Source organism: Phenylobacterium zucineum HLK1, assembly GCF_000017265.1.
Lineage (GTDB): Bacteria > Pseudomonadota > Alphaproteobacteria > Caulobacterales > Caulobacteraceae > Phenylobacterium > Phenylobacterium zucineum.
Genome location: NC_011144.1, coordinates 3630442 through 3654242 on the forward strand (window position 1 = coordinate 3630442; position 23801 = coordinate 3654242).

The following is a 23801-nucleotide window of genomic DNA, read 5'->3' on the forward strand; positions in this document are numbered from 1 at the left end:
GCTCTAGGGCGGGCCATGGCCGAGCCGCTCTGCCGCCTTTACCTGATCACCCCGCCCCGGATCGACGATCTGGCGGCGTTCGGCCACGTGCTGGCCCACGCCCTGGACGCCGGCGACGTCGCGGCCCTGCAGATCCGCCTGAAGGACCAGCCCGACGAGGTGGTCGCCGCGGCGGTGGACGCCCTTGCCCCCATCGCCCAGGCCCGCGGGGTGGCCGTGATCCTGAACGATCGGCCGGACCTGGCGGCCCGCCTGGGCTGCGACGGGGTCCACGTCGGCCAGGACGACGCCCCCTACGCCGAGGCGCGGAGGATCATGGGCAAGGACAAGATCGTCGGCGTCACCTGCCACGACAGCCGCCACCTGGCCATGGAAGCGGCCGAGGCCGGCGCCGACTACGTCGCCTTCGGGGCCTTCCACCCCACCGCCACCAAGGAGCCGAAGACCCGGGCCGACCCCGAGATCCTGACCATCTGGCAGGAGACCATGGAGACCCCCTGCGTCGCCATCGGCGGGATCACCGTGGAGAACGCCCGCGCGCTGGCCGCCGCCGGGGCCGATTTCCTGGCCGTGTCGGCCGGCGTCTGGAGCCATGGCGAGGGTCCCGCAGCCGCCGTGAAGGCCCTCAACGACGAGATCGCCAAAGGCCTGGCGGACCGCGCGTGAGCGCGCGCCTTGCCTTGGGAAGGTCCGACCACTAGGTTCCGCCGCCCATGATCGCCCAATCGGCCCTCCTGAAAGTGATGAGCGACGCCGCGCGCAAGGCCGCGCGGGGGCTCAACCGTGATTTCGGCGAAATCGCCGAGCTGCAGGTGGCCAAGAAGGCGCCCGCCGACTTCGTCTCCGCCGCCGACCTGAAGGCCGAGCAGGTGCTGTTCGAGGCCCTGACCAAGGCCCGCCCCGGCTACAGCTTCTGGGGCGAAGAGCGCGGCATGATCGAGGGCACCGACAAGACCCACACCTGGATCGTCGACCCGCTCGATGGGACGACGAACTTCCTGCACGCCATCCCGCACTTCGCCATCAACATCGCCCTGGAGCGCGAGGGCGCCGGCGTCGTGGCCGCGGTGACCTACAACCCCGCCACGAACGAGCTGTTCTGGGCCGAGAAGGGCAAGGGCTGCTACGTCAACGACAAGCGCCTGCGCGTCGCCGCCCGCCAGCGGCTGGACGAATGCGTCCTGGCGACCGGCATCCCGTTCCTGGGCCACGGCCAGCACGCGCGGTTCCTGAAGGAGCTGCACCAGGTCACCCAGCGGGTGGCGGGCGTGCGCCGGTTCGGCTCGGCGGCCCTCGACCTCGCCTGGGTCGCGGCCGGCCGCTACGACGGCTACTGGGAACGCGACCTGAAGGCCTGGGACCTGGCGGCCGGCGTGCTGATGGTCACCGAGGCCGGCGGCAAGGTCACCGACGCCGACGGCGGGTCGGACATGCTGAAGCAGGGCTCGATCGTCGCCGGCAACCTCGACATTCATCCCCTGCTGCTGGACCGCCTTCGCGCCGCCGGCTGAGGGCGGGTGGAATCGTCACAGAAGCCGGTAAGGTTCGGGCCATGAGCCTGACCCGCCGCACCCTCGCCATCTCCGGCCTCGTCGCCGTCGCCGCTCCCGCGTTCGCAAAGCCTGCCCTCGCGAAGCCTGCGCTCGCGAAGTCCGGGCGCCCGCTCGTCATCGCCCACCGCGGAGCCAGCGGCGAGCGGCCCGAGCACACCCTGACGGCCTACAAGCTGGCGATCGAACAGGGCTGCGACTTCATCGAGCCTGACCTCGTCCCCACCCGGGACGGCCATCTCGTCGCCCGGCACGAGAACGAGATCGGCGGCACGACCGACGTGGCGCAGCGCCCCGAGTTCGCCGCCCGCAAGGCGACGAAGGTGATCGACGGCGAGACGGTGGAGGGCTGGTTCACCGAGGACTTCACTCTGGCCGAGCTGAAGACCCTGCGGGCCCGCGAGCGCCTGCCGCAGCTTCGGCCGGGAAGCGCGAAGTTCGACGGCCAGGAGGCGATCCCGACCTTCCAGGAGGTGCTGGAGCTCGCCAAGGCCAGGGGCGTCGGCGTCTATCCCGAGATGAAGCACCCCGGCTACTTCAGCCGCCTGGGCCTTGCGCTCGAAGGACGGGTCGCCGAGGTGCTGAAGGCGAACGGCCTCGACAGCCGGACCGCGCCGGTCTTCGTCCAGTGCTTCGAGGCCGGGCCGCTGAAGACCTTCGGGACGCTGTCGAAGGCGCGCCGGGTGTTCCTCGTCTCGCTGGACGGCGGCCCGGCGGACCGGCCTGGGACCACCTACGCCCAGATGCTCACCCCCGCGGGCCTCAAGGAAGTCGCCGGGTTCGCCGAGGGCCTGGGACCGGAGTGGCCGCTGGTGATCCCCGTGGCCGACGGCGCGCTGGCCCCGCCCAGCCCGCTGGTGCGCGAGGCTCACGCCGCGGGCCTGCAGGTGCATCCCTGGACCGTGCGGGCCGAGAACCACTTCCTGCCGAAGGCGCTGCAGGGGCCCGGCGGACCCGCCGGCCACGGCGACGCCGCCGCCCTGCTGAAGGCGCTCTACGCCGCCGGCGTGGACGGGGTGTTCAGCGACTTCCCCGCCCTGGCGGTGAAGGCCCGCGGCTAGGCCGCGTCGCCGAACTGCAGGGCGGCCAGGCGCGCGTAGAGGCCGCCGGCGGCGACGAGTTCGGCGTGCGTGCCGGCCTCCACCACCCGCCCCTCGTCCAGGACCACGATGCGGTCGGCCTTGAGCACCGTCGCCAGGCGGTGGGCGATGACGAGGGTCGTGCGGCCCTGCATCGCCTCGTCCAGCGCCTGCTGCACCGCCTGTTCGTTCTCGGCGTCGAGGGCGCTGGTCGCCTCGTCCAGCAGCAGGACGGGCGCCTCGCGGATCAGGGCGCGGGCGATGGCCAGCCGCTGCCGCTGGCCGCCCGACAGGCTGCGCGCCCGCTCGCCCAGCGGCGTGTCCAGGCCCTGCGGCAGGGCCTCGAGGAAGCCGTCGGCGTGGGCGGCGCGGACCGCCGCCAGGATCTCGGCGTCGCCGGCCTCGGCCCGGCCGAAGCGGACGTTCTCGCGCGCCGATCCCGAGAACAGCGGCGCCTCCTGGGCGACCAGGGCCATCCGCGCCCGCACCTCGGCGGGATCGACATCGCGCAGGTCCACCCCGTCCAGCAGCACCTGGCCGGCCTGGGGATCGTAGAGGCGCAGCAGCAGCCGGAAGACCGTGCTCTTGCCCGATCCCGAAGGGCCCACCAGAGCCACCCGCTCGCCCGGGCGCACGTGCAGCGAAAAGCCCCTGAGCGCCGGCAGGTCCGGCCGGCCGGGGTAGGCGAAGGTCACGTCGCGGCACTCCACCTCGCCCCGCGCCGGCGTCGGCAGCGGACGTGGGCGCGCGGGCGGAGCGACGCCGGGCCGGGCGTCCAGCAGCTCGCCCACCCGCTCCATGGCGCCGGCGGCCTTCTGGACGTCGCCCCAGGTCTCCCCGAGGGCGCCCACGGCGCCGGCGGCGATCACCGACAGGAAGGCGAACTGGAACAGCGTGCCCCAGCTGATCTCGCCGCGGAGGCCCGCGTGCACGCCCAGCAGGAAGACGCCGACGATGCCGCCGAACACCAGGGCGATGACCAGGGCGGTCATGACGGCGCGGGCGGTCATCCGCTTCACCGAGGTACGGAAGGCCTGCTCCACGGCCTCGCCGAACGTGCGGGCCGCGGCGTCCTCGCGCCCGAAGGCCTGCACCGTCTCCAGGGCGTCGAGGTTCTCGCCGGCGTGGCCCACCGCGCCGGCGAACCGGTCCTGGGCGGTGGCGGTGAGCTTGCGCACGCGGCGGCCGAACAGGAACAGCGGCGCGAGCACCACGGGGAAGGACAGCAGCACCAAGCCCGTCAGCTTCGGGCTGACGATCAGCAGCAGGATGATGGCGCCGACCAGCGTCAGCAGGTTGCGCAGGGCGACCGAGATGGACGTGCCGAGCAGGTTCTCGACGATGGCGATGTCGGTGGTCAGGCGCGACAGCACCTCGCCCGTGCGGGTCTGCAGGAAGAACGCGGCGTCGAGGGTGAGGATGTGGGCGTAGACCGCCTTGCGCAGGTCGGCCACGACCCGCTCGCCCAGCTTGGTGACGAAGAAATACCGAAGGGCCGAGGACAGCGCGAGCGCCAGGGCGACGGCGCCCACCAGCAGGAACCAGCGGTCCACCGACGCGCCGGTGGGGTCGCCCGAGGTGAGGTGGTCCACCACCAGCCGGATCGCGCCCGACATGCCCAGGGTCGCGGCGGTCGAGGTGAGCAGGAACACCGCCGCCCAGCTCGCGTCGCCCCAGTGGGCGGCCATGAACGGCAGCAGCCGGCGCAGGGCGCCGACGTTGCGGCTGCGGCCCCGGCGGTCCGCGGCCTCGGCCAGGTTCTGGGCCAGCGTCTGGCCCGCGCTGGGCCGTCCTGGCGCGGAAACCTCGGGGCCAGGCTCACTCATACGTCACGCACCTTGCAATCCGGCCGGGGTTTCTCTATACGCCCGGCTTCCTTTCGCGGCCGCCCTCGCCGGCGGCCGTTCCAATTTGGCCGCTCCTTTACGTCAGGCGCCGACGCGATGAAACAAGACACGCACCCCGACTACCACTTCATCACCGTGGTGATGACGGACGGCACCACCTACAAGACCCGCTCGACCCTCGGCAAAGAGGGCGACACCCTGAACCTGGACATCGACCCGAAGACCCATCCGGCGTGGACGGGCGGCGGTCACCAGCTTCTGGACCGCGGCGGTCGCGTGTCGCGCTTCAACGCCAAGTTCGGCGCGTTCACCCGGAAGTAGGCCCGCTTCAGCGGGACCCATCCCCGCGACGGCGGGGATCCGAGGGGTCTGCAGAGATTCGAACGCCGCGAGGGGACCGCCCTTCGCGGCGTTTTTCGTGGGCCGCGTCGGCTCTCGTCCCTTCCCGTCGTCATGGCCCGACCTGTTCGGGCCACCCATCCCGACGCCGGTCCGCAGCCGGGGGCGGGGCCGCGCCGGGCTGGGTCGGCCGGACGATGACGAGGAAGAAATCGCTCCCCGCGGGTTCAGGCCCCGAAGGCGGTCTTCAGCCGGTCGAGGTGCGACAGCACCGGATTGTGCGGCTGGGCGGTGGCGCCCTCGACATACATGCGCCGGTCCAGATGGCGGACCCGCTCGTAGAGCCGCTCGGCGCGGTCGAGCAGCAGGAGCAGCGGGCTGGGCAGGTCCTCGATCGCCTCCTCGTGCTCGCGGGCGTACTCCTCCGAGAGGCGGTAGCGGTCCTCGCAGGCGGCGGCCGGGGGCATGTCGCCCTCGCGCACGGCCCGCTGGACCAGCAGCCACGAGGCCACCTGCATCAGCCGGGTGGTCAGCCGCATGCTCTCGGAGGCGTAGGCCAGGGCGGCGTTGCGCGAGAGCAGCTTGGATTCCTGCCGGCCCGCCCCGTCGAGATAGGCGGCGGTCTCCTCGACCAGCTCCATCCCCTCCTGGAAAGTCCGCTCGAACAGCTCCGAGCGGGCGAAGTCCTGGATCACGTCGGCGCGCCAGGCGGGGCTGAAGGCGGTGGTTTCGGGCATCTGTCGTTCTTCAGCTTCTCTCCGGCGCGAGGCCGATTTGATCCGTGTCCTGCGGGACGTTGCAACGGCCGTGCCAGCGCGTCAGCCCGACCGGGGAGAAAACAGGGCGTCGGCCGCCGCGCGGCCCGCCTGCTTGCGGTCGAGCTGGGCCCTCACCCGGGCGATCTCGCTTTCGAGCACCCGGATGCGCTCTTCCAGCTCGGCCACCGCGTAGAGTTCGAGGTCCTCGCGCACCGCCTCCGCGAGGCGCTGACCGCGGCCGATCCGGACGTCCGCCGGCTCATCCATGCCTGCCTCCCTTTCGGCCCCCCGCAATGGGCGCTATCCAACCTCGCAAGCCGCGGAAGCGCAAGTTCGGGAGCGTCGCATGAGCCTTAACGAGATGACCGCCATCGCGATCGAGGGCGGCAAGGGCCCGGCCGCGGCGCTGAAGCCGGTGCGCGCGCCGGTTCCGCAGCCGAACGCCGGCGAAATCCTGATCCGCGTGCGGGCCGCGGGCGTGAACCGTCCCGACATCGTCCAGCGCAACGGCTTCTATCCCCCGCCGCCCGGCGCGCCCGATACGCTCGGCCTGGAGGCCGCCGGCGAGGTCGTGGCGGGCGCCGGGCGCTGGAAGGCGGGCGACCGGGTCTGCGCCCTCCTGGGCGGCGGCGGCTACGCCGAGTACGCGGTCTGCGACGCCCGCCACGCCCTGCCGATCCCCGAGGGCCTGTCGTTCGAGGAGGCCGCCGGCCTGCCCGAGACGGTCTTCACCGTCTTCGCCAACGTCTTCGAGCATGGCGCCCTGAAGAGCGGCGAGACCCTGCTGCTGCACGGGGCGACCTCGGGCATCGGCACCACCGCCATCCAGATGGCGAAGGCGGCGGGCGCCCGGGTGATCGCCACCGCCCGCGGGGCGGCGAAGGCCGAGACGGCCCGCCGCCTCGGCGCCGACATCGCGATCGACGCCGCCGCCGAGGACTTCGGGGCGGTCGCCAAGGCGGCGGGCGGCGTCGACGTGGTGCTCGACATGGTGGGCGGCGACTATTTCGCGAAGAACCTCGAGGCGCTGAAGACCGGCGGGCGCATCGTCTACATCGCCAGCCTCGCGGGGGCCGAGATCACCGTGCCCATCTTCCGGATCATGCAGAAGCGGGCGGTGATCACGGGATCGACCCTGCGGCCGCGCGACGCCGACGAGAAGGCCCGCCTCGCCGCAGAGGTCGAGCGCATCGTCTGGCCCTGGATCGCGGCCGGCAAGGTGAAGCCGCAGGTGGACCGCACCTTCCCGCTGGCCGAGGCGGCGGCGGCGCACGCCCACCTGGAGAGCGGCGGGCACGTGGGCAAGGTGATCCTGACCGCGGGGTGATCCCCCCGTCAGTGCAGGAAGACGCCCATCATCATGGGCTTGGCGAACACCGCCGGCGCGGCCTTCGGCCGGACGTCCGGCACGAGCGCCCCGAGGTCGGCGCAGGCGTTCAGGGTGGCGTTGAGCATCTGGGCGGCGATGACCGGGTCCACCGGCCGGATCGAGCCCTCGGCGATGCCGTCCGAGATCATCGAGGCGAAGCGGTCCGAGACCCGGTTGGCGTGCTCGACCATCTGGCGGCGCATCTGCTCGGGCAGCGCTGTCAACGCCGAAGTCCGCAGCAGCGGGCCGTGCTCCGAGAGCTGGAACTCGGCGAGGGCGGCGGCGCAGGCGCACAGCCGCTCCCACTGGTTGCCGGGCAGCTCCATGGCCAGCCGCTGGGCCCGGCGCATGACCTCGAACGTCCGCTCGAAGCAGGCGACCACCAGGTCGTCCTTGGCCTCGTTGTGATGGTAGAAGCTGCCCTTGGTGACATTCAGCTCGGCCGAGATCTTGTCGACCGAGGCGCCCCGGTAGCCGCGCTTGTTGATCAGCCGGGTGGCCGCCAGCAGGAAGGTCTCGCGGGCCAGTTCGGGTCCCTCGCGCGCGGCCAGCTCCTCCATGGGGATCGGCTGGGGGGTCCAGGTGTCGCCGGGCGCGGCGACCCCGTGGACCAGGATGTCGTGCATCCGGTCGCGGACGCGGGAGTAGTCCTCGGGATCGTACTTCGGCAGCCAGGTCTGGGCCCAGAACAGCTGCTCGAGCAGCATGCGGGTGCGCGCCGTGCGCCGGCCGCGCGACATCCAGGCGAGATCGGGGGTGTCGAAGATCTGCCGGACCTTGCGGAACAGCTTGCCGTAGGCCGTGGAGGCCTCCTCGCGGCGGGGCGAGCTCAGCGCCCGCATGTCGGAGATGACCGGCAGGGGCGCGGCGTCCTCGGCGACGGTCTGGCGCATGCGCTCGAAATAGAGCGTCAGGAGGCGGTGCAGGCGGTCGGACGGCGTGGCGGGCGCCAGGGCCTGCTCGGCCATGTCGTGCAGCGCCTCGACCCCGCGGATGATGCAGGCGGCGGCCAGGTCGTCCTTGCGCTTGAAGTAGTAGGTGACGCTGGTCGTCGAGAGGTCCACGGCCGCGGCGGCGTCGGACAGCGTCAGGCCCTTGACGCCCTTGCGGTTCAGGATGCGGGTCGCCGCATCCAGGATGGCCTCGCGCTTGCGTTCGAACCGGTCCGTTGATCGCGCCGCCGCGCCGCGTGGGGCCATGAAGCCTTGTTACTCCGTTGCAACGCCATTTCTGCCCCGGAACGGGCCCGCGCGCAAAGGGTGACGCCCCGTCAGGTGGAGGCGAACGGATAGGGCGAGATGGATTTGGTGAAGTCGTCCACCGTCAGCGTGCGGCTGATCGGCTCGGCGGCGCGCTGCGGACAGGCCGGCCGCTCGCAGATCCGGCAGGCCGGGCCGATGCCCGTGGCGACCGGCTCCTTCAGGTCCAGGCCGCGGGAATAGACCAGCCGCTCGGCGTACTTCAGCTCGCAGCCCATGCCGATGGCGAGCTCGGCGTCGTCGCCGGCGTAGGGGGTCGCGATCCGCGAAACGGTCCGCGACAGCGTGAAGTAGCGCTGGCCGTCCGGGGTCTCGATGATCTGGGTGACGATCCGTCCCGGCGTGCGGAAGCTGGAGTGCACGTTCCAGCGCGGGCAGGCGCCGCCGAAGCGCGAGAACGGGAAGTTGCCGCCGGCGAAGCGCTTGGAAATGTTCCCGGCCGAGTCCACCCGGACCATGAAGAAGGGCACGCCCCGCGCGCCGGGGCGCGCCAGGGTCGTCAGGCGGTGGCAGGCCTGCTCGTACGAGACGCCGAAGCGGGCGCGGATCAGCTCGATGTCGTAGCCGGTCCGCTCGGCGGCCTCGTGGAAGGCGCCGTAGGGCATCAGCTGGGCCGCGGCGAGGTAGTTGGCGAGGCTGACCTTCAGGAGCGAGCGCGTGGGCCGGTCGGGCGGCCCCGCCCGGTCGGCCAGTCCGTTGAGCAGCTCGCCGTTCTCGAGCACCGCCAGCTGGTAGGCGAGCGAGAACGAGCGGCCGGCGCCGGTCAGCACCTCGGACAGGAACAGGCGCTTGCGGTGGTAGTCGAAGCGCCGGACGCTCTCGGGCAGCACGTCCACGGGCACGACGCGGACCTGCACGTTGTGCTTGCGCAGCAGCCGCTCGCGGGCGGCGGCGGCGAAGTCCTGCGGCTCGGGCTTCAGGTCGGCGACCAGCCGATCGGCGGCCTCCTCCAGCTCGCCGAAATAGTTCTTCTGGGCCTGGATGTAGTCGCGCACCCAGTCCGAGGGCGTGACGACCGAGTTCTCGAACGCGCCCTCCTCGGGGCGGCCCACCTGGCCGAGCTCGCTGAGCCGGCGCTGATCGAGGTAGGCGCGGTACAGCCGCACGATCGCCTCCGAGACGCCGGGCGCGCTGTCGGCCACCTCGGCGACCTCGTGCCGGGCCACGCCCAGGTCGCGGAACATCTGGTCCGAGAACACTTCGGCGAGGTCCGTGGCGCTGGCCGACTCGGGATCCGACGAGAGGGTCTTCAGATCGAGGTCGTAGGCTTCGGCCAGCCGCAGCAGCACCTGGGCCGTCACCGGCCGCTGGTTGCGCTCCAGCAGGTTCAGATAGCTGGGCGAGACGCCCAGATCCTCGGCCATCCGGGTCTGGGTCAGGCCCAGGTCGCGCCGCAGCCGCTTCAGGCGCGCGCCGAGGAAGAGCTTGCGGTCTGTCGGGGCCAGGGCCATGCCTGTGCGATTGTCACAGATTTACATGATTTACAAGGTTCGTCTGTGACAACTGCGCCTTTTGCCCGCGCCAACGTCCTCGACCCCAAGGGATTTCAAGCGTTAGTGGCCCCGGACGGCTTGTCAAAAAGCCATGACCGGAATTGTGGAAGAGGCAGATGGCGTATCAGGACCACATCATCGAGATGAGCCAGCTCGTTCAGGCGAAGAACGGCGCGTGGGACGGGATCGATCCCGAGGCCGTGGCGCGGATGCGCCTGCAGAACCGGTTCAAGACCGGCCTGGAGATCGCCAAGTACACCGCCGACATCATGCGCAAGGACATGGCGGCCTATGACGCCGACCCCTCGCAGTACACCCAGAGCCTCGGCTGCTGGCACGGCTTCGTCGCCCAGCAGAAGATGATCGGCATCAAGCGCCACTTCGGCACGACCAAGCGCCGCTACATCTACCTGTCGGGCTGGATGATCGCCGCGCTGCGCTCGGAGTTCGGCCCGCTGCCCGACCAGTCGATGCACGAGAAGACCTCGGTCCCGGCGCTGATCGAAGAGATCTACACCTTCCTGAAGCAGGCCGACGCCCGCGAGCTGGGCGGCCTGTTCCGCGACCTCGACGCCGCCCGCAAGGCCGGCGACGCAGCCAAGGAACAGCAGATCCAGGACAAGATCGACAACTTCGAGACGCACGTCGTTCCGATCATCGCCGACATCGACGCCGGCTTCGGCAACGCCGAGGCGACCTACCTGCTGGCCAAGAAGATGATCGAAGCCGGCGCCTGCGCCATCCAGATCGAGAACCAGGTCTCGGACGAGAAGCAGTGCGGCCACCAGGACGGCAAGGTCACCGTCCCCCACGAGGACTTCATCCAGAAGCTGCGGGCCGTCCGCTACGCCTTCCTGGAGCTGGGCGTCGACAACGGCGTCATCGTCGCGCGCACCGACAGCCTGGGCGCCGGCCTGACCAAGCAGATCGCCTTCTCGAAGGAGCCGGGCGACCTGGGCGACCAGTACAATAGCTTCCTCGACTGCGAGGAGATCGATCCGGCCCAAGTCGGCAACGGCGACGTGGTGATCACCCGGAACGGCAAGCTGCTGCGTCCGAAGCGCCTGCCCTCCAACCTGTTCCAGTTCCGCGAAGGCACCGGCGTCGACCGGGTCGTGCTGGACTGCGTCACCTCGCTCAAGAACGGCGCCGACCTGCTGTGGATCGAGACCGAGAAGCCGCACGTCGAGCAGATCGCCAGCATGGTCGACCGCATTCGCGAGGTCGTCCCGAACGCCAAGCTCGCCTACAACAACAGCCCGTCCTTCAACTGGACCCTGAAGTTCCGCGAGCAGGTCTTCGAGGAGTGGACCAAGGAAGGCAAGGACGTGTCGGCCTACGACAAGTCCAAGCTGATGAGCGCCGAGTACGACGAGACCCCGCTGGGGATCGAAGCGGACCAGAAGATCCGCAGCTTCCAGGCGGACTCGGCCAAGCGCGCCGGCATCTTCCACCACCTGATCACGCTGCCGACCTACCACACGGCCGCGCTCAGCACCGACAACCTGGCCAAGGAGTACTTCGGCGACCAGGGCATGCTGGGCTACGTCCTGGGCGTCCAGCGGCAGGAGATCCGCAAGGGCCTGCCCTGCGTGAAGCACCAGAACATGTCGGGCTCGGACATCGGCGACGACCACAAGGAGTACTTCGCGGGCGAAGCGGCCCTGAAGGCCGGCGGCGTCCACAACACGATGAACCAGTTCGCCTAACCGCTTGAAGGAGCGCGCCCGGCCGCAAGGCCGGGCCGCCGGAGTGACCATGATGACGAAGGAAAGGTTCTGGGTGGTCGGCGGCGAATACAGCTGCCTGGCCTTCAAGTCTCTGAAGAGCGGCGCGCCCGAGGTGCTTGGTCCCTACGACACCCGCGAGGAGGCCCGCGCGGCCTGGCGGCGCAAGTCGGACGAGACCCGCGCCTGCGCCACGGCCCGCTACGCGATCGCCACCGAGCATCTCGTCCTGCCGGCCTGACGTCGTCTAAGATCTGACGGCCCCCGCGCCTCTCCGAGGGCCCGCGCGGGGGCCGGTTTTTCGCACGTGCCCTCGGCCCTGCTTTCGACCCCGGAGCGTCCCATGTCCGTCGACCTCGCCACGCGGCCTGCCGTGAAGCTGACCCAACCGTTCGAGGGCCGCGATTCCGAGGTGCTGACGCCCGAGGCCCTGGCCTTCCTCGGCCAGCTGCACGCCCGCTTCAACGACCGCCGCCTCGAGCTGCTGGCCCTGCGCGAGGAGCGCCAGACCCGCTTCGACGCCGGCGCCAAGCCCGACTTCCTGGCCGAGACCAAGGCGATCCGCGACGGCGACTGGAAGGTCGCCCCAATCCCCGCCGACCTGCAGGACCGCCGGGTCGAGATCACCGGCCCCGTCGACCGCAAGATGATCATCAACGCCCTGAACTCGGGCGCGCGGGTGTTCATGGCCGACTTCGAGGACGCCAGCGCCCCCACCTGGCGCAACATGGTCGACGGCCAGATCAACCTGATGGACCGCTGGGGGGGCAGGATCGGCTTCACCGATCCCAACACCGGCAAGAGCTATGCGCTGAAGGACAAGGTCGCGACCCTGATCGTCCGCCCGCGCGGCTGGCACCTGCCGGAGGCCCACGCCCTCGTCGACGGCGAGGAGATGAGCGGCGGGCTATTCGATTTCGGCCTCTACTTCTTCCACTGCGCCAAGACCTCGCTGGCCGCGGGCTCGGGTCCCTACTTCTACCTGCCCAAGATGGAGAGCCACCTCGAGGCGCGGCTGTGGAACGAGGTGTTCGTCTACGCCCAGGACGCGCTGGGCGTGCCGCAGGGCACGATCAAGGCCACCGTGCTGATCGAGACCCTGCCCGCCGCCTTCGAGATGGACGAGATCATCTACGAGCTGCGCGACCACATGGCGGGCCTCAACTGTGGCCGCTGGGACTACATCTTCTCGTTCATCAAGCGCCTGAAGGCCCATCCCGACGCGCTGACGCCCGACCGGGCGGTGATGACCATGGGCAAGGCCTTCCTGCAGGCCTACTCGTACAAGCTGATCCAGACCTGCCACCGCCGGGGCGCCTTCGCCATGGGCGGGATGGCCGCCCAGATCCCCGTGAAGGGCGATCCGGCCGCCAACGAGGCCGCCTTCGCCAAGGTCCGCGCCGACAAGGAGCGCGAGGCGACCAACGGCCACGACGGCACCTGGGTGGCCCACCCCGACCTGGTGCCCGTCGCCATGGAGGTGTTCGACCGGCTGATGCCGACCCCGAACCAGCTCGGCAAGCTGCGCGAGGACATCACCGTCACCCGCGAGGACATGCTGCAGGTCCACGACGGCGAGCGGACCGAGGCAGGCCTGCGCGAGAACATCCGCGTGGGCGTGCAGTACATCGAGGCCTGGCTGCGCGGCCGCGGCGCGGTGCCGCTCTACAACCTCATGGAGGACGCGGCGACGGCCGAGATCAGCCGCACCCAGATCTGGCAGTGGATCCACCACAAAGCCAAGCTGGCCGACGGCCGCGAGGTGACCCCCGAGCTGTTCCGCCAGGTGCTGGACGAGGAGATGGCGGGCCTGCGCCAGACCCTGCCGGGCGGGTCGTTCGAGACTGGCCGCTTCGCCGAGGCCCAGAAAATCTTCGTCGAGATGTGCCTCGCCGAGACCCTCGAGGAATTCCTCACGCTGCCGGCGTACCGGGTGCTGGATTGACGACCGCTCGCCGGGGCAGCAGCAGCGCCCCGGCCGAGACGATCAGGGCGGCGCCGATCAGCACGGGGCCGCCCGGCACGTCGCCGAACGCCAGGTAGCCGATCGCGGCCGAGCCCAGCAGCTCCAGGTAGCTGAGCGGCGCCAGCGTCGAGGCCTCGGCCCGGCGGAAGGCCAGCACCGACAGCACGTGGGCCAGGACCCCGAAGGTCCCCATGGCCGCGAACAGCCACAGGTCCGAAACCCTGGGCGTGGTCCAGTTCAGCGCCGCCTGCGGCGCGAGCAGGAAGAGGCCCACGAGGTACTGGAACGCCAGCGTCTGAAAGGGCGAGCTGCCCTCGGCGATCTTGCGCGTGACGACCTGGAAACAGGCGTAGGCGACGCCTGAGCCGAAGGCGAGCAGCAGGCCGGGCTCGATGGCGCCGCCGCCGGGCTGCAGGATGATCGCCGCCCCGCCGACGCCGAGCGCCAGGCTCGCGAGCTTGGCCGGCGTCATCCGCTCCTTGAGCACCACCACCGCCAGCAGGGCCGCGACGACGGGGCCGATGAAGTAGGCGCTGACCGCCGTCGCCAGCGGGATGCGGGCGATGGCCATGTAGTAGAGCGTCGCCGCCGCCAGCAGGAACACCAGCCGCAGCAGGTGCAGGCGCCGCTGGGTCTGCGGCAGCAGGGAGAGCCCGTGCAGCCGCACGGCGACGGGCGTGACCAGGCAGGCCGAGGCGGCGAAGCTGACCCAGCCGATCATCAGCGGCGAGTAGGTCGACGACAGGTGCTTCGCCAGCCCGTCGACCGCCGGGATGATGAACATGGCGAGGGCCATCATCAGGACGCCCTGCGCCCTTCGGCTCATCCCTCCGGTCATGCGATCGCCCCCCCGAGCGCTCTTCGAGACTAGATCGGATTCCGGCCCTCGGCGACGCCGCCGGGACGGGCCGGGCTCCGTCCGCTCACTTGCGCGTCCAGTCGCCGCCGGCGGGCTTGAAGTACTCGCCGGGCTTCAGCCGGCTCTGCACCACCGTCGTGAACGCCGAGGCGCCCGCGGCGGCCGGCGAGACGCCGTTCTTGGCCGCCGCCTGGCGGTAGAGCTCGGCCCGGCCGGCGTTGATCTCTTCCACCGCGGCCCGGAGCGCCGGATCGGTGGTCGGCTTCACGTAGCCGAGGAAGCCGTCGGCCTGCTCGCCCACGATCCCGCTCGCCTTGGCGGCGTCGACCACGGCCTTGGCGTTGGCCGCCTGGGCCGCCACCGGGGTGGCCGCCGAGAGCGCCAGCAGCACGGCGGCGCCCACGTTGAAGAAGTCGCGTCCCTGCATCGCCAGGTCTCCTAGAACAGCTCGGGGTTCTGCCGGATGAGGGCTTTGACGTCCTCGTCCAGCCGCAAGCGGACGTCGGCGTCCAGCTTGGCGTAGATGTTGATCGGGGCCACCTCGACCCGGACGGTCGGGGTGCAGGCGCCCAGGCCCAGGAGGACCACCCCTCCCAGGGCAGCCAGTGGGACGGCCGCTGGGGAGGCCAGGGATCGTCTGCGGAGGGTCATGCATCGGTCTCCGTGTCTAGCGTTCTCGTTGGACGGTCACGGCTGAACCGGGCCTGAACTGCGCAGCCGCAGGTACTCCGCGTAATCGGCCAAGAGATCGTCCAGGTTCAGCGTCGTGTCGAGCGTGAGGTTCACTTCCGTGCCCGATGGCAGGGGCAGGGCCTTGTTCATGAAGTCCCGCTGGACCAATTCGAAGATCCCCAGGCGCAGCTGCTGCCGCTTGGGCGGATCGTGCCGGCCGCGGATGTGGAACAGCACCCCCAGCCTGCCGTCCGCCTGGGAATTGAGCCCGGCCTCGAGCCGGTCGAACGACAGGTTCTCCATGGCCTCGTAGGCGAACTCGGTGATCATGTCCGAGGTGGAAGACTCGTCCGCGGGCGCTCCCGCACCGGGCGCTGCGACGCCCGCGGACTCCGTGACAGCCGAGCCGAGGCCGCCGGTGAAGGTGGAACGGTCGATCGACAGCCGCCCCGGCTGGATGGCCCGAAGGTCGCCGCCCGTGATCCGGACCTGGTTGCCGTTGGCCTCGAACGGGACGCGGCCGCTGACCCGCGCGTCCAGCTCCACCTTGTCTCCGAAAGGCGAGGCCTCGACGACGTCGTGCAGCTGCACGCCCTCGAACAGCAACGTCCCGCGGGTTGGGGCGGTGCGGTCGAACGGGACTTCCAGGGCCTCGATCCGCACCTTGCCCCCGCCGACCTCGGCCTCGCCGCCCGAGATCCTCACCACCTCGTCCTTCAGGCCGAAGGTCGCCGTCACGTTGGTGAGGGGAGCGATGGCGTCCAGCCGCTCGACCGTGAGCGTCTGGCCCGGCACGGCGTCGAGCGGGGCGAGGCTGGCGAGGGCGATGGTCCCCGAAAGGCCGGTGACGGCGCCCGCGGGGCTTTCGAAATCCAGCCGCGGGATGGCGAGCTCGCCGCCGCTGGTCGCCCCCTCGGCCGTCCAGGAAAAGCGGCCCGTGAACCGCGCCTGGCCCGTCGCAGGCGAGCCCAGGGCGGCGGTGAGGGGGGAGAGCTGCTCGGGCTGCAGTCCGCCCTCGGCGAAGACGAGCGCGCCGGTGTCGATGTCCACCCCGCCCTGCCCGCGCACGGCGTCGTGGCGCAGGACGGCGGTCGCCACCGGCTGGCCGGCGAGGGTGCGGAAGGCGAGGTCGGCGGTCCAGACGTCCCGGGCGAGTTCGGCCCGGCCGGTCATGACGAGCGGGTTGAAACGGGTCTCGGGCGCGGCGTCCTCGACGCGGGCGCCCTCGATGGCGGCTCGGGCCTGCAGCCGCCCCGCTGCCTGGCCGAAGGCGACGGGCCCGGCGGCCTGCTCCACACGGGCCTGGAGGAAGGGGGCGTTCGCCCGCACGTCCTCGGCCCGCCCCGAGAGGCGCCAGCCACCGTCGGCCATGCGGAACAGCGGCCCGCCTCCGGGGCAGAGGCGGCCGGCCAGCCGCTCCACGTCGTTCTCGCCCAGCTCCAGCCGCTCGGCGGACAGCGCGGCGCAGCGGCTGGCGGTGAAGCCGACCACCCCGCCGCCGATCCGGAGCCGGCCGGCGGCGTCGAGGGCGCCGTGCTGGATGGGCCCGAACGACAGCCGCGCCTTGGCCGAGACGCCGGCGCTGGCACCGCCGTTCGCGAGCCTCAGGTCGGTCACCGCCACGTCCGCCTCGGGCAGGCCGCCGCCGGCCGAGACCAGCCGCCAGTCGTCGGCGCCGGTGGACGACAGCACGACCTCCCCGCCCCGGTCCGGCAGCAGGCGCACCGGCCGCGGCAGCCGCAGCGAGACGCCGGCGCCGGGGCCGGGGGTGGGGGCGAGCGAGAGGCCTACCCCCGGTGCGGCGATCCGGAAGCCGGCCGCCGCTCGCTTGATCGCCGCCGTCTCGGGCGAATCCTCTGCGGCGGGCGCGCCGAGGCCGGCGTAGCGGCCGCGGCCGACGACGTCGCCCGAGAGCGTCAGTCGGGCGCCCGCCTTGTCGGCCGAGAGGGGCCCTGAGAAGCTCGCGGCCAGGCGCTCCAGGGTCAGGTCGGCGGCCTGGACCTGGCCCAGCGAGCCGGTCAGGCGCAGGGTGGCGGCCAGGCGATCGCCGCCCCGGCGCGTCCAGCGGAGGTCATCGCTCACCGCCGCCGCGAGGATCCGCCGGCCCTGCGTGCCGCCGATCTCCCCCGAGGCTGCGCGCACGTCGGCGACGGCGCGGCCGGCGAGGGTCAGGTCGGGGATCCAGCCGGTCGCCTGGCCCACGAAGGCGGCCTGCGCCTCCACGTCCTCCAGCCGTCGGTCTCCCGCCGCCAGCGCATCGGCGGCGAGGCTCGCGTTCAGCGTCACGCCGCCATCGCCACGGCGGTTCTGCAGGTCGGGATAGGGGCCGTCGGCGGTGATCCGCAGCAGGCCGCCATCGAGCGCCAGGCCCTCTGGCCCCGCTACGGACAGCGGCGCGTCCAACCGCACGGACGTCCGCGCGCCCCGGGTCGTGACGGCCAGGGCCGCGCGGCCGGTGCGCAGGGTGACGCCGCGGCCGGCCAGCGTCGCCGGTTCGGCGCCGGCCTGCAGCCACATCAGCTTGTTGTCCTCGACCCTGGCGTCGGCGCGCAGGCGCAGGGGACCGTAGTCGGTCGCCAGCCACAGGACGCCCCCATCCACCAGGATGCGCGGCCGGGCCGCATCGGGCCTGGGCGGGCGGCTGCGGAACTCCTCGACGATGGGGTCGAGCGAGCCGACGCTGAGACGCCCGCCGCGCAGACTGGCGCGCAGCACCGGCTCGCGAAGGGTCACCGAAACCACCTCGAAACCGAAGCCCCTGACCCGATACCGCACCTCTGCCCGGGCGGCGGTGAAGTCGGGCCGGCCGGGGTCGCCGATCCGCAGGCGGGCGGTGAAGGTGGACGGCCCGAAGGCGTAGACCTCGGCCTCGGAAGCCACGCCCTTCGAGCGCAGCCAGCCGGTCAGGGCCTCCCGCGCCAGCATCCGCCGGTTCAGGTAGAGCAGGGCGGCGAACACCACCAGGGCCACGCCGAACAGCGCCAGGAAGAGGCGCAGGCGTCGGGGCTTGGCGGCGGCGGCGTCGGTCAAGGGCAGGCTCGTCTCAGGCTCAGGAACACCTGATAGCGCATAAACGAGCCAAACCGTGGCGCCCTATCCCGCGATCGCCTCTCGCGGCAGGGTCGCGAGCGCCACGCCGCCGTCCACCGGGATGGTGGCGCCCACCACGTAGTCGCCGGCGCGCGAGGCCAGGAAGATCGCCGTGGCGGCCATGTCGTCGTCGCGGCCGATGCGGCCCAGCGGGACCCGGCGGGCGATCTCGTCGCCATGGTCGCGCGCGGCGCGGTTCATCTCGGAGGCGAAGGGGCCCGGGGCGATGGCGGTGACCACGATGCGGTCCTTCACCAGCCGGGCGGCCATGCGCCGGGTCAGGTAGATCAGGGCCGACTTGGAGGCGTGGTACGAATAGGTCTCCAGCGGATTGAGCGCCATGCCGTCGATCGAGGCGATGTTGATCACCTTGGCCGGCCGCTCGTCGCTGGCCGCCGCCTTCAGGGCGCCGTGGAGCTGCTGGGTCAGGAAGAAGGGCGACTTCAGGTTCAGGTTCATCACCTTGTCCCAGCCGTGCTCGGGGAACTCGTCGAAGTCCGCCGCCCAGGCCGCGCCGGCGTTGTTCACCAGGATGTCGAGCTTCGGCTCGCGCTCGGCGAGCGCCGCGGCCAGCGCCTTCACCCCCTCCACCGTCGAGATGTCCTGCGGCAGCGAGATGCAGTTGGGGCCCAGCTCCTCCGCCGTGGCGTCGCAGGCGTCGGCCTTGCGCGAGCTGACGTAGACCTTGGCGCCCTGTTCGACGAAGCCGCGGGCGATCATCTTGCCGATGCCCCGCGAGCCGCCGGTCACCAGGGCCACGCGCCCCTCCAGCGAGAACAGACCCGACGCCATCTCCACCTCCCGTTTCCTCAGCGGCACGATTGACTTGGCCGCCCCTGGCGAGGCCTATAACACGCGTTTGAATTCCGGGCCGCGGCAAGTTTCGAACAGGCGGTCTGCCAGCGATATTTGAGGGACGCTCTTCGATGACCGAGATCAATTCGGTGACCACCCTGACGCGCGACGGCGACGTGGCGATCGTGACCCTGAACTCGCCGCCGGTGAACGCCCTGTCGGCCAACGTCCGGGACGGCCTCTACGAGGGCTTCAAGCAGGCCATCGACAGCGACGCCAAGGCGATCGTGCTGATCTGCGAGGGCCGCACGTTCATCGCCGGGGCCGACATCACCGAGTTCGGCGGGGCCATGAAGGGCGCGAGCCTGCCGGACGTCCAGGCGATGATGGAGAACTCGCCCAAGCCGGTGGTGGCGGCGATCCACGGCACCGCTCTGGGCGGCGGCCTGGAAGTGGCGCTTTGCGCCCACTACCGCGTGGCGGTCCCCTCGGCGCGCCTCGGCCTGCCGGAAGTGAACCTCGGCCTCCTGCCGGGCGCCGGCGGCACCCAGCGCCTGCCCCGCATCGCCGGGGTCGAGAAGGCGCTGGAGATGGTCACCTCGGGCCGGCACGCCCCGGCCAAGGAGGCGCTGGCCATGGGCCTGGTCGACGAGCTGGTCGAGGAGGGCAAGCTGAAGGACGGCGCGGTCGCCTTCGCCCGCAAGCTGGTGGCCGAGAACAAGCCCCTGGTGAAGGTGCGCGAGAACAACGCCAAGCTCGAAGAGGCCAAGGGCAAGCCCGAGATCTTCGCCGAATTCCGCAAGAAGAACGCCCGCAAGTTCCGCGGCTTCCTGGCCCCCGAGTACAACATCCGCTGCATCGAGGCGGCGGTGAACTCGAACTCGTTCGAGGAAGGCCTGGCCGTCGAGCGCAAGCTGTTCATGGAGCTGATGACCGGCCCGCAGTCGGCCGCCCAGCGCTATTACTTCTTCGCCGAGCGTACGGCCCAGAAGATCCCGGACGTGCCGGACGACACCCCCACCCGCCCGGTCAAGAAGGTCGGCGTCCTGGGCGCCGGCACCATGGGCGGCGGCATCGCCATGAACTTCCTCAACGTCGGCATCCCGGTGACGATCGTCGAGCTGAAGCAGGACGCGCTGGACCGCGGCCTGGCCACCATCCGCAAGAACTACGAGCGCTCGCGCGGGGCGGTCCCCGAGCAGACCGAACAGCGCATGAGCCTGCTGACCGGTTCGCTGAGCATGGACGACTTCGCCGACTGCGACCTCATCATCGAGGCCGTGTTCGAGCGGATGGACATCAAGAAGGACGTGTTCGCCAAGCTGGACGGCATCGCCAAGCCCGGCGCGATCCTGGCCACCAACACCAGCTACCTGAACATCGACGAGATCGCCTCGGCCACCAAGCGGCCGCAGGACGTCATCGGCCTGCACTTCTTCTCGCCGGCCAACGTGATGAAGCTGCTGGAGGTGATCCGCGCCGACCACACCGCCAAGGACGTGATCGCCACGTCCATGAAGCTGGCCAAGCAGATCGGCAAGGTGGCGGTGCTGGCTGGCGTCTGCCCGGGCTTCATCGGCAACCGCATGCTCAGCCAGCGCCAGCGCGAGGCCAACAAGCTCGTCCTGGAAGGGGCCATGCCCTGGGACATCGACCGGGTCCTGTACGACTTCGGCTTCCCCATGGGCCCGTTCGCCATGAGCGACCTGGCCGGCCTCGACATCGGCTGGGTGAAGGAGAACTCGAAGGGCGAGACCCTGCGCGACGTGCTCTGCGAAATGGACCGCCGAGGCCAGAAGACCGGCGCGGGCTTCTACGACTACGACGAGAACCGCACCGCCAAGCCCTCCCCCGTCACCGAGAAGATCATCCAGGACTTCCGCGCCAAGAAGGGCATCAACGCCCGCACCATCTCCGACGAGGAGATCCTGGAGCGCTGCATCTATCCGATGATCAACGAGGGCGCGAAGATCCTCGAAGAGGGCAAGGCCATCCGCCCGTCGGACATCGACGTGGTCTGGGTCAACGGCTACGGCTGGCCGGTCTACCGCGGCGGGCCGATGCACTACGGCGACTTCGTCGGCCCGGACAAGGTGCTGGCCAAGATGAAGGAGTTCCAGGGCGCCATGGGCGACGACTTCAAGCCCGCGGCCCTGCTCGAGAAGCTGGTCGCCGAAGGCAAGAAGTTCTCGGACCTCAAGGCCTGATCAGCATAGCGCGGCGGGGCGGCCCAGCGGTCGCCCCGCCGTTTTTTCACCTACCGCCTAACGTAACGTCAGGATCCTCCCCATGCGTGAAGCCGTCATCGTCGCCGCCAAGCGGACCCCCATCGGCAAGGCCTACCGCGGCGCGTTCAACAACACCTACGGCGCGACGCTCGGCGCCGAACCCATCAGGGCCGTGGTCGCCCAGGCGGGCATCGATCCCGGCGAGGTGGACGACGTGGCCATGGGCTGCGCCATGCAGCAGGGCACGACGGGCCAGAACATCGCCCGCCAGGCGGCCCTGCGCGCCGGCCTGCCGAACACCGTCTCGGGCATGACCATCGACCGGCAGTGCAGCTCAGGCCTGATGGCGATCGCTACGGCGGCCAAGTACATCACCGTCGACGGCGCTCCGATCGCCATCGGCGCCGGCATCGAGTCGATCAGCCTGGTGCAGAACGACAAGATGAACCGCTTCATGGCCTCGGACCCGTGGCTCTCCGAGAACGTGCCCGAGCTGGCCTGCTCGATGATCGAGACGGCCGAGATCGTCGCCGATCGCTACGGCGTCAGCCGCGAGGCGCAGGACGAATACGCCCTGCAGTCGCAGCAGCGCACCGCCCAGGCCCAGGCCGAGGGCCGCTTCGCCAGCGAGATCGTCCCCGTCACCACCGTCATGAAGGTGCTTGTGAACAAGGAGACCGGCGAGACGGCCGACAAGGAGATCACCCTCGACCGCGACGAGGGCAACCGCCCCCAGACCACCCTGGAGGACCTGCAGAAGCTGCAGCCGGTGTTCCGGGGCGGCCGCTACGTGCCGCAGGGCAAGTTCATCACCGCCGGCAACGCCAGCCAGCTCTCGGACGGCGCGGCCGCCGTCCTGCTGATGGAGCGCAAGGAGGCCGAGAAGCGCGGCCTCGAGCCGCTCGGCGCCTACCGCGGCATGGCCGTGGCCGGCTGCGGCCCCGAGGAGATGGGCATCGGCCCGGTGTTCGCGATCCCGAAGCTCTTGGAGCGCAACGGGCTGACCATCGACGACATCGACCTGTGGGAGCTGAACGAGGCCTTCGCCAGCCAGGTGCTCTACTGCCGGGACAAGCTGGGCATCCCGAACGAGAAGCTGAACGTCTCGGGCGGCTCGATCTCGATCGGCCACCCCTACGGCATGACCGGCGCCCGCTGCACCGCTCACCTGCTCTACGAGGGCAAGCGCCGCGGCGCGAAGTACGGCGTCGTCACCATGTGCGTCGGCGGCGGGATGGGCGCGGCGGGTCTCTTCGAGATCTTCTGATCCACGCCCCGGACAGGAGCGTCAGGGCCGCCCTTCGGGGCGGCCCTTTTCGCGTCAGGAGGCGGCGATGAACTCGGCCTCGATCTTCAGGGTGACCTCGTCGCCGACCGCCGGCAGGGCGTAGGTCATGCCGAAGTCCGACCGCTTGATCTTGGCCTCGCCGTCGAAGCCGACGGTGTAGACCTTGTTCATCGGGTTCGGCCCGGCCTGGTTGAACTCGGCCTCGATGACGATGGGCTTGGTCACGCCGCGCAGGGTGAGCTGGCCGTGGATGTCGGCTTCGTCCTTGTCGGTGAGGACGATGCGGGTCGCGCGGAACGTGGCCGTCGGGTGGTTGGCGGCGTCGAAGAAGTCGGCGGACTTCAGGTGCTTGTCGAGGGCGGCGTTCAGTGAGCCGACGTCGTCGATCTTCACCGTCGCCTGCAGCTGCGAGCGTTCGGGCGCCTTCGGGTCGATGGTCAGCGTCCCGGTCGCGCCCGCGAACTGGCCGGCGTAGGTCGAAAAGCCCATGTGGTTCACCGACCAGGTGATCTTCGAATGCTCGGGATCGAGGGTGTAGGTCCCGGCGCGGACCTGGGCCGGCTCGCGGGTCAGGCCGTCCTGGGCCTGGACCACCCCCACGGAAACGAGCAGGGCGGCGGCGCCGGCGGCGAGCGACAGGTGCATGCGGTTCAAGATCGAGACTCCTCAGACTATGAAAACGGAAGTCCCGAGATATGGGCTGCCGCGGCGGGATGATAATGCGCCCGGCCGGGACAGGACTGATTCCGGAACCGAAATTATCGCGCGCGCAGGTTGCGGAAGGTGATCGAGTAGCGGAGGGCCTTGGCCTCGGGCAGGCTGTGCTCCCATTCCGTGCGCGCCGGCCCGTCCAGGAGGTAGATCGAGCGCGGCGCCAGGGGGACGTTCAGGCGCTCGAACCGCTCCCCTGCGCGGCGGCGGAAGCGCATCACGCAGGGCGCGCCCAGGGAGATCCCGGCCACCTTCTCGAACACCGGACGGTCCTTGTGCCAGCCGATCGGGGCGCCTTCGCGGTACTCGTTGATCAGCACGTGGCCGAAGGCCTCCGGCGGCAGGCCGGCAAAGTCGGCCGCCCGGTCGCGGACGGGCCGCAGCCAGCCGGGCATGGGCTCGGCCTCCACCAGTCCGGGGCCGTTGAAGTCGTAGCGCCAGCCGAACGAGACCACCCGCCGCCGCCCCTCGTATCCGCGGAACTGGAAGGGCTCGAACGGCAGCCTTGAGAGCCGGTCCAGCAGGTCCGCCTCCTCGGCCGCCGTCAGGAAATCCGGGCGGTAGGCGAGCCCCTCGGGCGCCCTCGCGGGAAGCGCGGGGGGCGGGGCCTCGAACAGGCTGGGCTGGGCGGCGGGCATGGTTCCGATCAGGTGGGGACGACCGGCGGCCGGCGGAAGATGCGGCCCCGGCTCACGCGGCCGTGAACCGCTGGCGGGCCTGCGCCCGCCATTCGAGGTTGACCCCGCCCGCCTCCCCGCACCCAAACTCGCC

Annotated in this window: 22 protein-coding genes; 10 read left to right on the top strand and 12 right to left on the bottom strand. The window is 71.0% G+C overall.

Going from position 1 to position 23801, the window contains the following annotated elements; all coding sequences use genetic code 11:
• Nucleotides 1-15 precede the first annotated feature (15 nt).
• The 3 genes from thiE to PHZ_RS17745 are packed head-to-tail and all read left to right on the top strand — an operon-like array spanning nucleotide 16 to nucleotide 2611.
• Nucleotides 16-666, top strand: coding sequence for a thiamine phosphate synthase (gene thiE / locus PHZ_RS17735; RefSeq protein ID WP_012523747.1), 651 nt, complete (start codon nucleotides 16-18; stop codon nucleotides 664-666).
• A 47-nt stretch (nucleotides 667-713) separates the two neighbouring features.
• Nucleotides 714-1511: an inositol monophosphatase family protein gene (locus tag PHZ_RS17740; protein ID WP_012523748.1), complete on the top strand. Its 798-nt coding sequence runs from the start codon at nucleotides 714-716 to the stop codon at nucleotides 1509-1511.
• 41 nt (nucleotides 1512-1552) lie between these two features.
• Nucleotides 1553-2611, top strand: a complete 1059-nt coding sequence (locus PHZ_RS17745) for a glycerophosphodiester phosphodiesterase (protein WP_012523749.1) — start codon at nucleotides 1553-1555, stop codon at nucleotides 2609-2611.
• Here PHZ_RS17745 and PHZ_RS17750 read toward each other — a convergent pair.
• Nucleotides 2608-4455 (bottom strand): ABC transporter transmembrane domain-containing protein, encoded by a 1848-nt coding sequence (locus tag PHZ_RS17750; protein WP_012523750.1) that lies wholly within the window; start codon nucleotides 4453-4455, stop codon nucleotides 2608-2610. The two genes, PHZ_RS17745 and PHZ_RS17750, sit on opposite strands and share 4 nt — an antisense overlap.
• 117 nt (nucleotides 4456-4572) lie before the next feature.
• Between PHZ_RS17750 and rpmE the strand changes: the two genes are divergently transcribed.
• Complete coding sequence (gene rpmE / locus PHZ_RS17755; protein ID WP_012523751.1) at nucleotides 4573-4797, top strand: 50S ribosomal protein L31; 225 nt, start codon at nucleotides 4573-4575, stop codon at nucleotides 4795-4797.
• A 245-nt stretch (nucleotides 4798-5042) separates the two neighbouring features.
• Here the strand turns inward: rpmE and rcdA are convergent, their stop codons facing one another.
• A complete protein-coding gene (gene rcdA, locus PHZ_RS17760) occupies nucleotides 5043-5552 on the bottom strand; it encodes a protease adaptor protein RcdA (protein ID WP_012523752.1) in 510 nt (169 codons plus the stop codon).
• An 81-nt stretch (nucleotides 5553-5633) separates the two neighbouring features.
• Nucleotides 5634-5840, bottom strand: a complete 207-nt coding sequence (locus tag PHZ_RS17765; protein WP_012523753.1) for a DUF1192 domain-containing protein — start codon at nucleotides 5838-5840, stop codon at nucleotides 5634-5636.
• Between the two features lie 94 nt (nucleotides 5841-5934).
• Here PHZ_RS17765 and PHZ_RS17770 point away from each other — a divergent pair, with 94 nt between their 5' ends.
• The gene (locus PHZ_RS17770; protein ID WP_086004043.1) at nucleotides 5935-6900 is read left to right on the top strand and encodes an NAD(P)H-quinone oxidoreductase; all 966 of its coding nucleotides are present in this window, start codon (nucleotides 5935-5937) and stop codon (nucleotides 6898-6900) included.
• A gap of 8 nt (nucleotides 6901-6908) precedes the next feature.
• Here the strand turns inward: PHZ_RS17770 and PHZ_RS17775 are convergent, their stop codons facing one another.
• On the bottom strand, nucleotides 6909-8141 hold the full coding sequence (locus PHZ_RS17775; protein WP_012523755.1) for a TetR/AcrR family transcriptional regulator: 1233 nt from the start codon (nucleotides 8139-8141) through the stop codon (nucleotides 6909-6911).
• A 71-nt stretch (nucleotides 8142-8212) separates the two neighbouring features.
• Nucleotides 8213-9652 carry a helix-turn-helix domain-containing protein gene (locus PHZ_RS17780; RefSeq protein WP_012523756.1) on the bottom strand — a complete coding sequence of 480 codons (1440 nt, stop codon included), beginning with the start codon at nucleotides 9650-9652 and terminating at the stop codon, nucleotides 8213-8215.
• Between the two features lie 158 nt (nucleotides 9653-9810).
• Here PHZ_RS17780 and PHZ_RS17785 point away from each other — a divergent pair, with 158 nt between their 5' ends.
• From PHZ_RS17785 to aceB, 3 genes are all read left to right on the top strand, one after another.
• Complete coding sequence (locus PHZ_RS17785) at nucleotides 9811-11403, top strand: isocitrate lyase (protein ID WP_041373680.1); 1593 nt, start codon at nucleotides 9811-9813, stop codon at nucleotides 11401-11403.
• A 49-nt stretch (nucleotides 11404-11452) separates the two neighbouring features.
• Nucleotides 11453-11662 carry a DUF4170 domain-containing protein gene (locus PHZ_RS17790; protein ID WP_148216907.1) on the top strand — a complete coding sequence of 70 codons (210 nt, stop codon included), beginning with the start codon at nucleotides 11453-11455 and terminating at the stop codon, nucleotides 11660-11662.
• 102 nt (nucleotides 11663-11764) lie between these two features.
• Nucleotides 11765-13366 carry a malate synthase A gene (gene aceB / locus PHZ_RS17795; RefSeq protein ID WP_012523759.1) on the top strand — a complete coding sequence of 534 codons (1602 nt, stop codon included), beginning with the start codon at nucleotides 11765-11767 and terminating at the stop codon, nucleotides 13364-13366.
• On the opposite strand, the gene PHZ_RS21905 is transcribed toward aceB, so the two are convergent.
• From PHZ_RS21905 to PHZ_RS17820, 5 genes are all read right to left on the bottom strand, one after another.
• Entirely contained in the window at nucleotides 13335-14213 is an 879-nt protein-coding gene (locus tag PHZ_RS21905; RefSeq protein ID WP_049758323.1) for a DMT family transporter, read from the bottom strand. The genes aceB and PHZ_RS21905 overlap by 32 nt on opposite strands.
• A gap of 97 nt (nucleotides 14214-14310) precedes the next feature.
• Nucleotides 14311-14673 carry a YdbL family protein gene (locus PHZ_RS17805; protein ID WP_012523761.1) on the bottom strand — a complete coding sequence of 121 codons (363 nt, stop codon included), beginning with the start codon at nucleotides 14671-14673 and terminating at the stop codon, nucleotides 14311-14313.
• Between the two features lie 11 nt (nucleotides 14674-14684).
• Nucleotides 14685-14897, bottom strand: a complete 213-nt coding sequence (locus tag PHZ_RS17810) for a YnbE family lipoprotein (protein ID WP_049758324.1) — start codon at nucleotides 14895-14897, stop codon at nucleotides 14685-14687.
• 36 nt (nucleotides 14898-14933) lie between these two features.
• Nucleotides 14934-17948, bottom strand: coding sequence for an intermembrane phospholipid transport protein YdbH family protein (locus PHZ_RS17815; protein WP_012523762.1), 3015 nt, complete (start codon nucleotides 17946-17948; stop codon nucleotides 14934-14936).
• A 63-nt stretch (nucleotides 17949-18011) separates the two neighbouring features.
• Entirely contained in the window at nucleotides 18012-18800 is a 789-nt protein-coding gene (locus tag PHZ_RS17820) for an SDR family oxidoreductase (protein ID WP_012523763.1), read from the bottom strand.
• Nucleotides 18801-18934: 134 nt separating this feature from the next.
• Here PHZ_RS17820 and PHZ_RS17825 point away from each other — a divergent pair, with 134 nt between their 5' ends.
• Nucleotides 18935-21010 (top strand): 3-hydroxyacyl-CoA dehydrogenase NAD-binding domain-containing protein, encoded by a 2076-nt coding sequence (locus PHZ_RS17825; RefSeq protein ID WP_012523764.1) that lies wholly within the window; start codon nucleotides 18935-18937, stop codon nucleotides 21008-21010.
• Nucleotides 21011-21092: 82 nt separating this feature from the next.
• A complete protein-coding gene (locus tag PHZ_RS17830) occupies nucleotides 21093-22298 on the top strand; it encodes an acetyl-CoA C-acyltransferase (RefSeq protein ID WP_012523765.1) in 1206 nt (401 codons plus the stop codon).
• Nucleotides 22299-22352: 54 nt separating this feature from the next.
• On the opposite strand, the gene PHZ_RS17835 is transcribed toward PHZ_RS17830, so the two are convergent.
• Both PHZ_RS17835 and PHZ_RS17840 read right to left on the bottom strand, forming a co-directional pair.
• Nucleotides 22353-22964: a YceI family protein gene (locus PHZ_RS17835; protein WP_012523766.1), complete on the bottom strand. Its 612-nt coding sequence runs from the start codon at nucleotides 22962-22964 to the stop codon at nucleotides 22353-22355.
• Between the two features lie 113 nt (nucleotides 22965-23077).
• A complete protein-coding gene (locus tag PHZ_RS17840; RefSeq protein WP_049758325.1) occupies nucleotides 23078-23668 on the bottom strand; it encodes an alpha-ketoglutarate-dependent dioxygenase AlkB in 591 nt (196 codons plus the stop codon).
• Between the last annotated feature and the right edge of the window lie 133 nt (nucleotides 23669-23801).

Bases quoted from the DNA above. Each gene is read 5' to 3' on its own strand.
- thiE (WP_012523747.1), top strand. From the start codon at position 16: ATGGCCGAGCCGCTCTGCCGCCTTTACCTGATCACCCCGCCCCGGATC.
- PHZ_RS17740 (WP_012523748.1), top strand. From the start codon at position 714: ATGATCGCCCAATCGGCCCTCCTGAAAGTGATGAGCGACGCCGCGCGC.
- PHZ_RS17745 (WP_012523749.1), top strand. From the start codon at position 1,553: ATGAGCCTGACCCGCCGCACCCTCGCCATCTCCGGCCTCGTCGCCGTC.
- PHZ_RS17750 (WP_012523750.1), bottom strand. From the start codon at position 4,455: ATGAGTGAGCCTGGCCCCGAGGTTTCCGCGCCAGGACGGCCCAGCGCG.
- rpmE (WP_012523751.1), top strand. From the start codon at position 4,573: ATGAAACAAGACACGCACCCCGACTACCACTTCATCACCGTGGTGATG.
- rcdA (WP_012523752.1), bottom strand. From the start codon at position 5,552: ATGCCCGAAACCACCGCCTTCAGCCCCGCCTGGCGCGCCGACGTGATC.
- PHZ_RS17765 (WP_012523753.1), bottom strand. From the start codon at position 5,840: ATGGATGAGCCGGCGGACGTCCGGATCGGCCGCGGTCAGCGCCTCGCG.
- PHZ_RS17770 (WP_086004043.1), top strand. From the start codon at position 5,935: ATGACCGCCATCGCGATCGAGGGCGGCAAGGGCCCGGCCGCGGCGCTG.
- PHZ_RS17775 (WP_012523755.1), bottom strand. From the start codon at position 8,141: ATGGCCCCACGCGGCGCGGCGGCGCGATCAACGGACCGGTTCGAACGC.
- PHZ_RS17780 (WP_012523756.1), bottom strand. From the start codon at position 9,652: ATGGCCCTGGCCCCGACAGACCGCAAGCTCTTCCTCGGCGCGCGCCTG.
- PHZ_RS17785 (WP_041373680.1), top strand. From the start codon at position 9,811: ATGGCGTATCAGGACCACATCATCGAGATGAGCCAGCTCGTTCAGGCG.
- PHZ_RS17790 (WP_148216907.1), top strand. From the start codon at position 11,453: ATGATGACGAAGGAAAGGTTCTGGGTGGTCGGCGGCGAATACAGCTGC.
- aceB (WP_012523759.1), top strand. From the start codon at position 11,765: ATGTCCGTCGACCTCGCCACGCGGCCTGCCGTGAAGCTGACCCAACCG.
- PHZ_RS21905 (WP_049758323.1), bottom strand. From the start codon at position 14,213: ATGAGCCGAAGGGCGCAGGGCGTCCTGATGATGGCCCTCGCCATGTTC.
- PHZ_RS17805 (WP_012523761.1), bottom strand. From the start codon at position 14,673: ATGCAGGGACGCGACTTCTTCAACGTGGGCGCCGCCGTGCTGCTGGCG.
- PHZ_RS17810 (WP_049758324.1), bottom strand. From the start codon at position 14,897: ATGACCCTCCGCAGACGATCCCTGGCCTCCCCAGCGGCCGTCCCACTG.
- PHZ_RS17820 (WP_012523763.1), bottom strand. From the start codon at position 18,800: ATGGCGTCGGGTCTGTTCTCGCTGGAGGGGCGCGTGGCCCTGGTGACC.
- PHZ_RS17825 (WP_012523764.1), top strand. From the start codon at position 18,935: ATGACCGAGATCAATTCGGTGACCACCCTGACGCGCGACGGCGACGTG.
- PHZ_RS17830 (WP_012523765.1), top strand. From the start codon at position 21,093: ATGCGTGAAGCCGTCATCGTCGCCGCCAAGCGGACCCCCATCGGCAAG.
- PHZ_RS17835 (WP_012523766.1), bottom strand. From the start codon at position 22,964: ATGCACCTGTCGCTCGCCGCCGGCGCCGCCGCCCTGCTCGTTTCCGTG.
- PHZ_RS17840 (WP_049758325.1), bottom strand. From the start codon at position 23,668: ATGCCCGCCGCCCAGCCCAGCCTGTTCGAGGCCCCGCCCCCCGCGCTT.